We start from the raw sequence: 14098 nt of genomic DNA, 5'->3' as shown, positions 1-14098 counted from the left end.
GGCGAGCGAGGCGGCGACCGGCTGCGCAATGCGTCCGGCAGCTTCGCGCACGATGCGGCGCATGAGCTCGCCGGTCGAACAACACGAGCGAACACGAACGCGGCAAGCTGCTGCGGCTGATATGTTGCCGGCACGTCGCCGGCATGGCGTCACGCGGCCGCCGAAGGCGGTCGCGCACCCGGCCATGCATGGCCGATCGACGACGGGGAACCCGAGAAGTCCGCGCAGCGCTGCAGCCGATAGACGGCCGCGGGCGGCACGTTTGCCCACGCGATACCGATGCGCTCCGCGCGAATGCCGATCGCCGCGAGCCGGCTGGCGGGAATCGGGCAGCGGGGCAGATAGGTGAACTGATAGAACGCGCCGCCCGGGCCGAGATGCATCGCGAACGCGCCATGCACGATCGCCACCGCCTGCTCGACGGGCATCGCGACGAGCGGCAATCCGCTGACGATGGCGCTTGCGCGCGCATTGCCGAACAGGCCGCGCGTGATGCCGAGCTCGGCCGCATCCATGTTCATGATCCGCAGGTCGGGAAAGCGGCGACGCAGCGTCGCGGCGAACGCCGGATCGGCTTCGACGAGCACGAGCCGATCGGCGGCGACGCCGCGCGACAGCAACTCGCGCGTAAAGACGCCCGTGCCTGCGCCGAGCTCGATCACGAGCGCGCTTTCGCTGGGAATCTGGGCGGTCATCAGCGTGGCGAGCGCGGGGCCGGACGGCGCGAGTGCGCCGACCTGGCGGGGATTGCGCAGCCATGCTCGCAGAAAGAGCGCGAGCTCGGGGATTCGCATGGATCCGTTCCTGGCAATAATTGAGCGGCAAGCGGGGCGCGGCGACCGTCCGGCGAAATCGGATTCGGCTCAGCGACCGGCAAGCTAGCCTGCCACGATAAAAAACGAAGGCCATCATGTATTACCCGCTGTGTTGCGCTCGCGCATGTGGCAATGCCGGGACGAAGCGGAGGCGGTGCGGGGCAGCGCGCACACGATGCGCCGCTTGCGTCGGATATTGAAAGCACGGCGTGAAATTGCCGTGACCAAAAGAAAAGCCCTCGAATAACAAGGGCTTTGTGGGGTATTCGTGGGGCGGATCGCCATATCAATCAGCGCCATGCGCGTTCCTTTGCTGGCTGAGGATGAATGGGGTTTGGGGGGGTGCCCCTATGTTGTTCGTCAAGCGTTAGGGGCTGACTTGGGTTGGTAAATGGTGCCGTCGCGCAGCATGGCGAACAGGACGTCGCAGCGTCGCCGAGCCAGTGCGATGAGCGCTTGGTTGTGGCGCTTGCCTTGCTGGATCTTGCGCGAGTAATAGGCCCGTGAGACTGGGTCTCGTAAGGCAGCGAAGGCGGAGAGGAACAAGGCGCGCTTGAGCACCTTGTTGCCCCGTCTGGATGGGTGCTCGCCACGGATCGACGAGCCTGAGCGCCGGGTGACCGGGGCAAGGCCAGCGTAGGCCGCCAGATGAGCAGCCGAAGCGAAGGCTTTATGGGCGACTTCGGTCAGGAGTCTGGCGGCGGTCCTGACGCCGACTCCCGGCATGCTGGTCAGGACCGGCCAAAGAGGGTGAGCGAGCACCAGCCGCTCAACTTCGGCGGCGATTTCGTCACGCTGCGTGCGCAAGGCGGCGAGTTGCTGGGCCAAGCGGGGCATGACGATGGTGGCGGCTTGCGTGCCGGGCACGATCACGGCTTGTTCGCTCAGAGCCTGAACGATCTCAGTCGCCAAGCTTTTACCCATACGGGGCGCGAGCTTGGTCAGACGGTTGGCGAGCGTCTTCTCGCTGGTGGCGGCAAGCGCGGCGGGCGACGGGTAGCGCTCAAGGAGATCGAGCACCGCTGGATGGTCGAGGCGCGGTCCGAGAACGCGCTCGAGCGCCGGATGGATCTGGGTGAGCAGGCCGCGAATGCGGTTGCTGGTTTGAGTGACCTGGGCGGCAAGATCATCGTCGAAGCCGCACAACATGGTGAGCTCGGCGAGCTGCTCGTCGGCCAATCGAAGCGAGCGCAGCGTGTGCGGCATCGAGCGAGCAGCTTCGGCAATGATCGCGGCATCTCGGGCATCTGTCTTGGCTTCACCAGCATGCAGGTCGGCGATGCGGCGCATGGCCAGTCCCGGCAGATAGGCGACGAGTACGCCTTCAGCGCGGGCGACGGCTACAGGAAGTGCACCGATGGTGGACGGTTGGTCGACGACGAATAGAAGTCGGCCGTGCGTCTTGAGTTCGGCGATGAGGGCGCGCAGCTTTGCCTCGTCGTTGGGCAGCGCCTTGTTGTACAGGCGCTTGCCGTTCCGATCGAGTGCAACGGCGTGATGCTGGCCTTTACCGACATCGACGCCGACGAAGACATCGACGGCATCACGTTGTTGTGTGTCTTGCATCGCAGTTTGTGCAGAGTGAACGGGTTGGTTTGCAACAACGGTGGCAAGTCTCGGCATCCACGTTACGGACGGCGTCGGGATATCCCGGCCAAACCCCTATCAGCGATCACCAGCCACCCACCAGGCCCGGTGACAACACCCCCCGGATCATGACTGCGACTGGGGGCGGGAATCATGCCGGGCCTGGCTGGCCAAAACCCCAATTATCGGGGTGTGAAGATAGTAACGGGGGCGGCTGGTGGAGGGCTGGAGAGCCCCCAGAAAAACCCCCGGTTTGGGGTCGTTTCTACCGGACAACGTTGGGTGTGGTTTGCAATAAAAAACCCCGCGAAGCCAAGCTGGGCGGGGTTTTCTGGGTAAAGACGGGTAACGCTAGGCAGGAAAATGGTGGAGGCGGCGGGAATCGAACCCGCGTCCAGAAGCGGTCCACGACCAGTTCTACATGTTTAGTTCTGTCATTTGATTTAACCGTAACGTCGCGGACGAACACGCTCCGTTACGGCGATTCACTAGGTTTTCGACCCGGCCGTCGTGACGCCGGCAAGGCTTAACTGACGTATATGACCTCTGTCGGTATTGCTACCGGTCTTGCGACACTAGCCCGTCAGTGAACTAGGCAGAGGACGGCGGCCCTTAGGCTGCCAGTGCGAACGTATCGTCGTTTGCAGTTACGTTTTTCCCATTGATTAACGAGGTGACGGGTCCTCGACATGCCCTAGCCGCTTCACAACCCCTGTCGAAACCAGGTCGCCCCCAGCGGATCCATCATTATAGCGCAACGCGCGCAACAGTCGCAGCAGCTCGCCGGTCGTCCCGACGAGATGATGCGCCTGCCAGTCGACGGGCGCGGCGCCATCGCCGCAATAGCCGTACGCGGCCGCCACGGTCGGCATGCCGGCTGCGCTGCCCGCCTGGATGTCGCGCAGATCGTCACCGACGTAAACGATCCGCGCGGGCGTGAGCGACAGCCGCTCTGCCGCATACAGGAGCGGCGCTGGATGGGGCTTCGGATGCGACGCCGTGTCGCCGCTGACGACGCATGCGGCGCGTCCTGCAAGGCCGAGCAGCGCGACGAGCGGATCGGTGAACCGCGCGGCCTTGTTGGTCACGATGCCCCAGCGCACGCCGCGCGCGTCGAGGTCGTCGAGAAGCGCGCCGATGCCCGGGAAGAGCGTCGTATGCACGCATAGATCGACCGCGTAGTTCGCGAGGAATTCGTCGCGCAGCGCATCGTATTCCGCGTCCGCTGGCACGATGCCGAAGGCGCTGCCGATCAGGCCGCGGGCGCCCGCCGACGCGAGCGGGCGCAGCGCGTCGAGCGGCGTTTCGGCGACGCCGCGCGTGCGCTGCATCTTGTTGACCGCGGCCGCGAGGTCGGGGGCGGTGTCGGCGAGCGTGCCGTCGAGATCGAACAGCACGGCCTCGCACGCATCGAGACGCAACGCGTCGGACAGCGGGGCGGCGAAGGAGGGCGAAGAAAAGCTCATGGGCGCGATCGGAACGGGTGACGGGTCAGGCGCTGCGGCGGCACGCGACGAGGTAGTTGACGTCGGTGTCGTTCGACAGCGTGAAGCGCTTCGCGAGCGGATGGTAGGTGATGCCCTTGATCTCGACGATCTGCAGATCGGTCGCGCGCACGAAGCGGGCGAGTTCGGACGGTCGGATGAAGCGCGCGTAGTCGTGCGTGCCTTTCGGCAGCATCTGCGCGATGTACTCGGCGCCGATCACGGCGAGCAGGTACGACTTCAGGTTGCGGTTTAGCGTCGAGAAGAACACCCAGCCGCCCGGCTTCACGAGTGTCGAGCACGCGGCGACGACATTCGCGGGCGACGGCACATGCTCGAGCATCTCCATGCACGTGACGACGTCGTACGTGCCCGGCTCGCGTGCGGCGAGCGCTTCGGCCGCGATCGCCTCGTAGTCGACGGTGACGCCGCTTTCGAGGCTGTGCAGATCGGCGACGCCGAGCGCTTCCGTCGCGAGGTCGATGCCCTTGACCTGCGCGCCGAGCGACGCCATCGATTCCGACAGGATGCCGCCGCCGCAGCCGATGTCGACGACACGCTTGCCGGGCAGATGCGCGTGCGCGTCGATCCAGTTCAGGCGCACCGGATTGAGGTCGTGCAAAGGCTTGAATTCAGCGTTCGGATCCCACCATTTGTGAGCGAGGTCGCTGAATTTCTGGAGTTCGTGCGGATCGGCGTTCGTCATGTCGGCAAGCGGATGCGGGTAGGAGGGCGGCGGCGCGCCCGTCAAGCCACGAGTATATAAGCGGGCGGGCGAGGTCGCCAGGAACGCGCTCGCGCGATGGGCGGGCCGTGTCAATGAAAAAGCCCCGCTGAAGCGGGGCTTTGGAAGCAGGTGCGATCGATGCGCGGCTTACTGCGCCGGAACGGTCGTCTTCTGCACTTCCTGCGTACCGACCACTTCGACTTCCACGCGGCGGTCCGGTGCGAGGCAGGCGATGAGTTGCTTGCGGTTCTTCTGCTTGCAGGTGTTGCCCGTGACCGGATTGCGCTTGCCCTTGCCTTCCGTGTAGACCTTGTTCGCCGGGACGCCCTTGCTGACCAGGTACGACTTGACGGCTTGCGCACGGCGCAGCGACAGACGGTCGTTGTACTTGTCCGAACCGATGCGGTCGGTGTAGCCCGTGGCCACGACTACTTCGACGTTCATGCCCTGGATCTTCGCAGCCAGTTCGTCAAGCTTCTGCTTGCCGGCCGGCTTCAGGATGGCCTTGTCGAAGTCGAACAGCGTATCGGCTTGGTACGTAATCTTCTGGCTCGTGATGGCCGGAGCAGCCGGTGCGACCGGGGCCGGTGCCGGTGCCTGGGCGACCAGTGCGCCATCGCACTTCGCGTTGGCGGTGGCCGGCGTCCAGAACGCATCGCGCCAGCAGAGCTCGTTCGTGCCGTTCATCCACACCCATTCGCCCGTGCCATTCACCCAGTTGTCATTCACGGCTTGTCGCGACGCCGGCACCGACTGTGCCGAAGCGGATGCAGCCATAACTGCGGTAGCTGCAATGAACGCGAGCTTTGAAAGTTTATTCATATTTCTCCTCTCGAAATTGAGATTACCGCAGGTTTACTGCGAGCCTGTTGACGATGACAAGTCATACATTGCTCGAAGTATAACATTGGTGCGGCACAAAAAACGCGGCACCGCTCTGTGTAGACTTCGAGCAGCGTCTAACTTTCAGTGCGTTTGCATTTTGCCATATCGTTCCCTTCCCACGAAAAAAAATCCTCCCCACCCTAAGATCAGTCTATCGATTGTGGTGCGAGTGCAACACCGAGTGCCGCATGTTTCGGAAATTGTCAAGTCCGTTGGCGGGAAATCGCAGATTCTTTGGGCTGCAAACCATTCGTTATCTGTTTTGTATTTTTTTGTGTGCGCGATGTTCGAGCGATGCGAGGTGGGAGGCGAAGCGGTCGCGCGGTTTTGCCATTCTTATATAGAGGGGTCCGCGTTGGGGCGGGTTGGGCCGCATGTTAGAATCGCACGTTGCGTCGCGCGAGCGGCGCCCACGCGAAAGGCGGCCCCGTCTTCGCTCCGAAAAGATACGGATACATGGATCAATTCGCCAAAGAGACCCTGCCCACCTCCCTCGAGGAGGAAATGCGCAAGTCGTATCTCGATTACGCCATGAGCGTGATCGTCGGACGTGCCCTTCCGGATGTCCGCGATGGCTTGAAGCCCGTGCACCGGCGCGTGCTGTTCGCGATGCACGAACTGAACAACGACTGGAACCGGCCGTACAAGAAGTCCGCGCGTATCGTCGGCGACGTGATCGGTAAGTACCACCCGCACGGCGACACGGCGGTCTACGACACGATCGTCCGGATGGCCCAGGACTTCTCGCTGCGCTACATGCTCGTCGACGGTCAGGGCAACTTCGGCTCTGTCGACGGCGACAATGCCGCCGCGATGCGCTACACCGAAATCCGGATGGCCAAGATCGGCCACGAGCTGCTCGCGGACATCGACAAGGAAACCGTCGACTTCGGCCCGAACTACGACGGCAGCGAAATGCAGCCGCTCATCCTGCCGTCGCGGATTCCGAACCTCCTCATCAACGGTTCGTCGGGGATCGCGGTCGGCATGGCGACCAACATTCCGCCGCACAACCTGAACGAGGTCGTCGACGCGTGCCTGTACCTGCTGAGCAATTCGCAGGCGAGCGTCGACGAACTGATCGAGATCATTCCCGCGCCCGATTTCCCGACGGCCGGCATCATCTATGGCGTCGCGGGCGTGCGCGACGGCTATCGCACCGGCCGCGGCCGTGTCGTGATGCGCGCGACGACGCACTTCGAAGAGATCGACCGCGGCCAGCGGATGGCGATCATCGTCGACGAGCTGCCGTACCAGGTCAACAAGCGCTCGCTGCTCGAGCGGATCGCGGAGCTCGTCAACGAGAAGAAGCTCGAGGGCATCTCCGACATCCGCGACGAGTCCGACAAGAGCGGCATGCGCGTCGTGATCGAGCTCAAGCGCGGCGAGGTGCCCGAGGTCGTGCTGAACAACCTGTACAAGGCGACCCAGCTGCAGGACACGTTCGGCATGAACATGGTCGCGCTCGTCGACAACCAGCCGAAGCTCCTCAATCTGAAGGAGATCCTGCAGTGCTTCCTGTCGCATCGGCGCGAAGTGCTGACGCGGCGCACGGTCTACGAGCTGCGCAAGGCGCGCGAACGCGGCCACGTGCTCGAAGGCTTGGCCGTCGCGCTCGCGAACATCGACGACTTCATCGCGATCATCAAGGCCGCGCCGACGCCGCCGATCGCGAAGCAGGAGCTGATGGCGAAGTCGTGGGATTCGTCGCTCGTGCGCGAGATGCTGACGCGCGCCGAGACCGAGAACGCGGCGGCGGGCGGGCGCGAAGCATACCGCCCGGAAGGTCTGAGTCCGGCGTTCGGCATGCAGGGCGACGGTCTGTACCGGCTGTCCGACACGCAGGCGCAGGAAATTCTCCAGATGCGTCTGCAGCGCCTGACGGGTCTCGAGCAGGACAAGATCATCGGCGAATACCGCGACGTGATGGCGCAGATCGCCGATCTGCTCGACATCCTCGCACGGCCGGAGCGGATCACCGTGATGATCGGCGAGGAACTGAACGCCGTGAAGGCCGAGTTCGGCGACGCGCGCCGCTCGAAGATCGAGCTGAATGCGACCGAGCTGAACACGGAAGACCTGATCACGCCGCAGGACATGGTGGTCACGATGTCGCATGCGGGCTACGTGAAGTCGCAGCCGCTGTCCGAGTATCGCGCGCAGAAGCGCGGCGGCCGCGGCAAGCAGGCGACGCAGATGAAGGAAGACGACTGGATCGAGACGCTCTTCATCGCGAACACGCACGACTACATCCTGTGCTTCTCGAACCGCGGCCGCGTGTACTGGGTCAAGGTCTACGAGGTGCCGCAGGGCTCGCGCAACTCGCGCGGCCGTCCGATCGTCAACATGTTCCCGCTGCAGGACGGCGAGAAGATCAACGTCGTGCTGCCCGTCCGGGAATTTTCGGCCGACAAGTACGTGTTCATGACGACGGCCTTGGGCACCGTCAAGAAGACGCCGCTCGAAGCGTTCAGCCGGCCGATGAAGAAGGGCATCATTGCGGTCGGCCTCGACGAGGGCGACTACTTGATCGGCGCGGCGATCACCGATGGCGCGCACGACGTGATGCTGTTCTCCGATGCCGGCAAGGCGGTCCGCTTCGACGAGAACGACGTGCGTCCGATGGGCCGCGAGGCGCGCGGCGTGCGCGGGATGCAGCTCGACGAAGGGCAGCAGGTGATCGCGATGCTCGTCGCGGGCAGCGAGGAGCAATCGGTGCTGACCGCGACCGAGAACGGTTTCGGCAAGCGCACGCCGATCACCGAGTACACGCGCCACGGCCGCGGCACGAAGGGGATGATCGCGATCCAGACGTCCGAGCGCAACGGCCGCGTGGTCGCCGCGACGCTCGTCGACGCCGAGGATCAGATCATGCTGATCACGACGGCGGGCGTTCTGATCCGCACGCGCGTGTCGGAGATCCGCGAGATGGGGCGGGCGACGCAAGGTGTTACACTCATCAGTCTCGATGAAGGCACCAAGCTTTCGGGTCTGCAGCAGATCGCCGAGGCGGACGCTGAGCCCGACGACGATGCGTCGGAGGGCGGCGACGCCTGAGCCAGGTTGTGACCGTCGAGCCGCCGCCCGGCTCGCACGCAAAAATGCGGCGTGACGGGTGCGGCGTATAAACTGTGCATATTTCCATGAGGGAGTGATGATGCAAAAACGATTCAAGCAACTGGTCCTGCTGGCAGCGATGGTTCCGGCGTTCGCGATGGCTCAGTCGCTGTCGAACCAGACTTCGGCTCCGGCGGCCGCTGCTCCGATCGACGCCGACAAGAAGGCAGCCATCAAGGATCTGCTCGACGCGATCGACGCGCCGAAGCTCGTGTCGGCAATCGCGAACAGCGCCGAAATGCAATCGAAGCAGCTCGTGCCGGCGATCCTGTCGGACGCGCTGTCGGAGAACAAGACGCTGAACGACAAGCAAAAGCAAGCTGCCGTGCCGACGCTCCAGAAGAACGCGGTGCCGAAGCTCGTTGACGGCGCGGGCAAGGTGTTCGGCACGCAGCAGTTCTCGAGCGACGCGATGCAGGCTCAGTACGACGCGTACGCGAAGTACTACAGCACGTCGGAGATCAAGGATCTGACGACGTTCTACAAGAGCCCGACGGGCCGCAAGTTCATCCAGGTGCAAGATCAGGTCGGCCGCGACGTCGTGAACGGCCTGATGCAGAAGTACATGCCGCAGGCAATCAAGGCGACGCGCGACCAGGCCGACAAGGAAGTCGCGGGCGTCAAGCCGGGCAAGTAAGCCGCGTCCCGCCGGGGCCCGCCGGCCGGGGCGTTCGCCGCTCGGGTTTGGCGGGTTCGTCGGGACAGTGCGATAATGGTCGTTTGCGCGAGAGCGCAAGCGGCCATTTCCTTTTTTCGCACGGCTTTCGGCCGGTTCGAAGCGGCTGCGTCCCTTCCGAGGTTTTCACGATGCGCGTCTTTAATTTCTCCGCCGGTCCCGCGGCGATGCCCGAGGAAGTGCTGCGCCAGGCGGCCGCCGAAATGCTCGACTGGAACGGCAGCGGCATGAGCGTGATGGAAATGAGCCATCGCGGCAAGGAGTTCATGTCGATCCACGAGGCGGCGCTTGCTGACCTGCGCGAGCTGCTCGACGTGCCCGTGAACTACCGGATTCTATTCCTGCAGGGCGGGGGGATCGCCGAGAACGCGATCGTGCCGATGAACCTGCTCGGCTCGCGCACGACGGCCGATTTCGTCGTCACGGGCTCCTGGTCGCAGAAGTCGTTCAACGAGGCGAAGAAATACTGCACGCCGCATCTCGCTGCGACGGGCAAGACCGAGCGGGGTTACACGCGCGTGCCGGCATTCTCCGAATGGCGGATGTCCGACGATCCGGCATACGTGCACCTGTGCACGAACGAGACGATCGACGGCGTCGAAACGTTCGACATCCCCGATCTCGGCAACGTGCCGCTCGTCGCCGACGTGTCGTCGCACATCCTGTCGCGTCCGCTCGAAATCGCGAAGTATGGTGCGATCTTCGGCGGCGCGCAGAAGAACATCGGGATGGCTGGCGTGACGCTCGTGATCGTCCGAGAGGACCTGCTCGACCGCGCGCTGTCGATCTGCCCGTCGGCGTTCGAATGGAGGACGGTCGCGCTCAACAACTCGCTCTACAACACGCCGCCCACCTACGCGATCTACGTCGCGGGCCTCGTGTTCAAGTGGCTGAAGGCACAAGGCGGCCTGGCCGTGATCGAGCAGCGCAACATCGAAAAATCGAAGCTGCTGTACGACGCGATCGACGCGAGCAGCTTCTATTTGAACAAGGTCGAGAAATCGGCGCGTTCGCGGATGAACGTGCCGTTCTTTCTCGCGGACGAATCGCGCAACGAAGACTTCCTTGCCGGCGCAAAAGAGCGCGGGTTGCTGCAACTGAAGGGCCACAAGTCCGTCGGCGGCATGCGGGCGTCGATCTACAACGCGGTGCCGCTCGCGGGCGTGCAGGCGCTCGTCGAGTACATGAGGGATTTCGAGCGGCAATGCGCGTGATGCGCACCGCTCTTCAGCACGCTTGTTAATTCATGGACGACGAACTCAATACCCGCCTGAAGCCTCTGCGCGAACGCATCGACGCGATCGACGCGCAGTTGATCTCGCTTCTGAACCAGCGCGCGGCAGTCGCGCTCGAGGTCGGCGAGGTCAAGAAGCACTTCAACGCGCCCGTGTTCCGGCCGGAGCGCGAGCAGCAGGTGATCGCGCGCTTGCAGGACATGAGCGCCGGGCCGCTCGCGAGCGAGCACATCAGCGCGATCTGGCGCGAGATCATGGCGGCGAGCCGCTCGCTCGAGCAGACGATTCACGTTGCGTTCCTGGGGCCTGTCGGCACCTACAGCGAACAGGCGATGTTCGACTACTTCGGCCAGTCGATCGAAGGGCTGCCGTGCCCGTCGATCGACGAGGTGTTCCGCTCGGTCGAGGCGGGCGCCGCGGCGTTCGGGGTCGTGCCGGTCGAAAACTCGTCGGAAGGCGCGGTGTCGCGCACGCTCGATCTGCTGCTGCATACGCAGCTTCTGATCGGCGGCGAGCTGTCGCTGCCGATTCATCACAACCTGCTCACGCAGACGGGCAAGCTCGACGGCGTGAAGCGCGTATGTGCGCATGCGCAGGCGCTCGCGCAGTGCCAGCAGTGGCTCGCGGCGAACGCGCCGCATCTCGAGCGGCAGGCGGTCTCGAGCAACGCGGAAGCCGCGCGGCTGGCGGCCGACGACGCGGCGGTCGCCGCGATCGCGGGCGACCGTGCGGCGACGCATTACGGGCTGCAGATCGCATATGCGCTGATTCAGGACGATCCGCACAACCGCACGCGCTTCGCCGTGATCGGCAAGGAGCCGGCAGGACCGAGCGGGCATGACCAGACGTCGCTCATCGTGTCGGTGAAGAACGAGCCGGGCGCTGTGTTCAAGCTGCTCGAGCCGCTCGCGCGGCACGGCGTATCGATGACGCGCTTCGAGTCACGTCCCGCCCGGGTCGGCACGTGGGAGTATTACTTCTACATCGACGTCGAAGGACATCGCGACGACGACGCAGTCAAGGCTGCGCTCGCGGAGCTCGGCAAGAAGGCGGCATTCCTGAAGATTCTCGGTTCGTATCCGCGCGCGCGGTGACGCGCGTCGCGTTGCGCCGCGCCGGCATGCGTGGCCGCGTCGCCCGTAATGGCGCGCGGCAGCGGATGGCGGCGCGTGGCGGCAGGGCTCGCGGCTGGAGCGGCTTGCCGCAGGTAGACGACGCACGGCCCATCGCGCAAGCGGATGCGCGGCGCCTCGGGCAGGCGGCCGTTCGATATTGACCCTCGCGCGCCCGGCTCGGGCGCGTGTTACTTGGCTTTCGTCGTGTCAGGCTTTTCGTTCAACAAACTGGTGATTTTCGGCGTCGGGCTGATCGGCGGCTCGCTTGCGCTCGCATTGCGCGCGGGTGCGTCGGGCGGCGCGCGCGAGGTGGTCGGCGTCGGCCGTTCGACCGCGTCGATCAAGCGTGCGCTCGCGCTGCGCGTGATCGACCGCGCGGCAGCGCTCGACGACGACGCGCAGTTGCGTGACGCGCTCGCGGGCGCCGACATCGTGCTGCTCGCCGCGCCCGTCGCGCAGACGGGACCGCTTCTTGCGCGGATCGCGCCGTTTCTCGACGCATCGACGATCGTCACCGACGCGGGCAGCACGAAGTCGGACGTCGTCGCGGCCGCGCGCGCGGCGCTCGGCGCGCGGATCGGCCAGTTCGTGCCGGGCCACCCGATCGCCGGACGCGAATCGAGCGGCGTCGACGCGGCGCTCGACGATCTGTACGTCGGCCGCAACGTCGTGCTGTGCGCATTGCCGGAGAACGCACCCGATGCCGTCGCGCGCATCGAATCGATGTGGCGCGCGGCGCGCGCCGACGTGCGAGCGATGAGCGCCGAGCAGCACGACCGCGTGTTCGCGGCGGTGAGCCATCTGCCGCACGTGCTGTCGTTCGCGCTCGTCGAGCAGATTCTCGGCGAATCCGACGCCGAGCTGAAATTCTCGTATGCGGCGGGCGGGTTCCGCGACTTCACGCGCATCGCCGCGTCGAGCCCGGAAATGTGGCGCGACGTCTGCCTCGCGAACCGCACGGCGCTCCTCGACGAGCTCGACGCGTACACCCGCGTGCTAGCGCGGCTGCGCGCGGCGGTCGACGCGGGCGACGGCGCCGCGCTCGAAGCCGTGTTCGCGCGCTCGCGCGCCGCGCGCTCGGCGTGGCGCGAGCGCGGCGCGAAGGCCGCGCTCGTCGTCCATTCAGCTCTTCCTGGAACAGGATCTCACATGGAACATCTCGATCTCGGCCCGTTCTCCCATGCGCAAGGCACGGTGCGTCTGCCCGGCTCGAAGAGCATCTCGAACCGCGTGCTGCTGCTTGCGGCGCTTGCGGAAGGCGAGACGACCGTCACGAACCTGCTCGATTCCGACGACACGCGCGTGATGCTCGACGCGTTGGCCAAGCTCGGCGTGAAGCTGTCGCGCGACGGCGATACCTGCGTCGTCGGCGGCACGCGCGGCGCGTTCACCGCGATATCGGCGGATCTCTTCCTCGGCAACGCGGGCACCGCAGTGCGGCCGCTGACGGCGGCGCTCGCGGTCAACGGCGGCGACTACCGGATCCACGGCGTGCCGCGGATGCACGAGCGTCCGATCGGCGATCTCGTCGACGGGCTGCGCCAGATCGGCGCGCAGATCGACTACGAAGGCAACGAAGGCTTCCCGCCGCTCCGGATCCGGCCCGCGGCGATTTCGGTCGAGGCGCCGATCCGCGTGCGCGGCGACGTGTCGAGCCAGTTCCTGACCGCGCTTCTGATGACGCTGCCGCTCGTGAAGGCGAAGGACGGCGCGAGCGTCGTCGAGGTCGACGGCGAACTGATCTCGAAGCCTTACATCGAGATCACGATCAAGCTGATGGCGCGCTTCGGCGTGACGGTCGAGCGCGACGGCTGGCAGCGCTTCACGGTGCCGGCGGGCGTACGGTACCGGTCGCCCGGCACGATCATGGTCGAGGGCGACGCCTCGTCGGCGTCGTACTTCCTCGCGGCGGGCGCGCTGGGCGGCGGGCCGCTGCGCGTCGAGGGTGTCGGCCACGCGAGCATCCAGGGCGACGTCGGCTTCGCGAACGCGCTGATGCGGATGGGCGCGAACGTGACGATGGGCGACGACTGGATCGAGGTGCGCGGCATCGGCCACGACCACGGCAAGCTCGCACCGATCGACATGGACTTCAACCTGATTCCGGACGCGGCGATGACGATCGCGGTCGCCGCGCTGTTTGCCGATGGCTCGAGCACGCTGCGTAACATCGGCAGCTGGCGTGTGAAGGAGACCGACCGGATCGCCGCGATGGCGACCGAGCTGCGCAAGGTCGGCGCGACGGTCGAAGAGGGTGCCGATTATCTTGTCGTGACGCCGCCTGCGCACCTCGTGCCGAACGCGTCGATCGACACCTATGACGACCACCGGATGGCGATGTGCTTCTCGCTCGTGAGCCTGGGCGGCGTGCCCGTGCGCATCAACGATCCGAAGTGCGTCGGCAAGACGTTTCCCGACTATTTCGACCGTTTCCTGGCGCTCGCGAAGGCTTGACGC

The 14098-nt window shown here is 65.3% G+C and carries 10 protein-coding genes, 1 other RNA gene and 2 pseudogenes; 6 read left to right on the top strand and 7 right to left on the bottom strand.

Annotated features, from left to right (window positions below; all coding sequences use genetic code 11):
• Positions 1 to 149 precede the first annotated feature (149 nt).
• From WS70_RS13800 to ompA, 7 genes and pseudogenes are all read right to left on the bottom strand, one after another.
• Positions 150 to 794, bottom strand: coding sequence for a class I SAM-dependent methyltransferase (locus tag WS70_RS13800; RefSeq protein WP_059470244.1), 645 nt, complete (start codon positions 792 to 794; stop codon positions 150 to 152).
• Positions 795 to 908: 114 nt separating this feature from the next.
• Positions 909 to 1115, bottom strand: coding sequence for a hypothetical protein (locus WS70_RS31550; protein WP_156437997.1), 207 nt, complete (start codon positions 1113 to 1115; stop codon positions 909 to 911).
• Positions 1116 to 1175: 60 nt separating this feature from the next.
• Positions 1176 to 2381: an IS110 family RNA-guided transposase gene (locus WS70_RS13795; RefSeq protein WP_059598524.1), complete on the bottom strand. Its 1206-nt coding sequence runs from the start codon at positions 2379 to 2381 to the stop codon at positions 1176 to 1178.
• A gap of 385 nt (positions 2382 to 2766) precedes the next feature.
• Positions 2767 to 3136, bottom strand: a transfer-messenger RNA (tmRNA) gene (ssrA, locus tag WS70_RS13790).
• 12 nt (positions 3137 to 3148) lie between these two features.
• A pseudogene (gene gph, locus WS70_RS13785) lies at positions 3149 to 3868 on the bottom strand (phosphoglycolate phosphatase); the annotation flags it as partial.
• A gap of 25 nt (positions 3869 to 3893) precedes the next feature.
• The gene (gene ubiG, locus WS70_RS13780) at positions 3894 to 4592 is read right to left on the bottom strand and encodes a bifunctional 2-polyprenyl-6-hydroxyphenol methylase/3-demethylubiquinol 3-O-methyltransferase UbiG (RefSeq protein ID WP_059470248.1); all 699 of its coding nucleotides are present in this window, start codon (positions 4590 to 4592) and stop codon (positions 3894 to 3896) included.
• Positions 4593 to 4760: 168 nt separating this feature from the next.
• Positions 4761 to 5435 (bottom strand): outer membrane protein OmpA, encoded by a 675-nt coding sequence (ompA, locus tag WS70_RS13775; protein ID WP_059470245.1) that lies wholly within the window; start codon positions 5433 to 5435, stop codon positions 4761 to 4763.
• Positions 5436 to 5954: 519 nt separating this feature from the next.
• Between ompA and gyrA the strand changes: the two genes are divergently transcribed.
• From gyrA to aroA, 6 genes and pseudogenes are all read left to right on the top strand, one after another.
• Positions 5955 to 8555, top strand: coding sequence for a DNA gyrase subunit A (gene gyrA / locus WS70_RS13765; RefSeq protein ID WP_059469385.1), 2601 nt, complete (start codon positions 5955 to 5957; stop codon positions 8553 to 8555).
• Between the two features lie 100 nt (positions 8556 to 8655).
• Positions 8656 to 9252, top strand: a complete 597-nt coding sequence (locus tag WS70_RS13760) for a DUF2059 domain-containing protein (RefSeq protein WP_059469505.1) — start codon at positions 8656 to 8658, stop codon at positions 9250 to 9252.
• A gap of 170 nt (positions 9253 to 9422) precedes the next feature.
• On the top strand, positions 9423 to 10505 hold the full coding sequence (serC, locus tag WS70_RS13755; RefSeq protein ID WP_059597299.1) for a 3-phosphoserine/phosphohydroxythreonine transaminase: 1083 nt from the start codon (positions 9423 to 9425) through the stop codon (positions 10503 to 10505).
• A 32-nt stretch (positions 10506 to 10537) separates the two neighbouring features.
• Positions 10538 to 11620, top strand: coding sequence for a prephenate dehydratase (gene pheA, locus WS70_RS13750; RefSeq protein ID WP_059469387.1), 1083 nt, complete (start codon positions 10538 to 10540; stop codon positions 11618 to 11620).
• 144 nt (positions 11621 to 11764) lie between these two features.
• A pseudogene (locus tag WS70_RS33605) lies at positions 11765 to 12637 on the top strand (prephenate dehydrogenase/arogenate dehydrogenase family protein); the annotation flags it as partial.
• Between the two features lie 153 nt (positions 12638 to 12790).
• Positions 12791 to 14095 carry a 3-phosphoshikimate 1-carboxyvinyltransferase gene (gene aroA / locus WS70_RS33600; protein WP_059469506.1) on the top strand — a complete coding sequence of 435 codons (1305 nt, stop codon included), beginning with the start codon at positions 12791 to 12793 and terminating at the stop codon, positions 14093 to 14095.
• Positions 14096 to 14098: the final 3 nt, after the last annotated feature.

Source organism: Burkholderia mayonis (assembly GCF_001523745.2).
In the GTDB taxonomy this organism is placed as follows: domain Bacteria; phylum Pseudomonadota; class Gammaproteobacteria; order Burkholderiales; family Burkholderiaceae; genus Burkholderia; species Burkholderia mayonis.
This window is presented reverse-complemented; position numbering and strand designations above follow the sequence as displayed.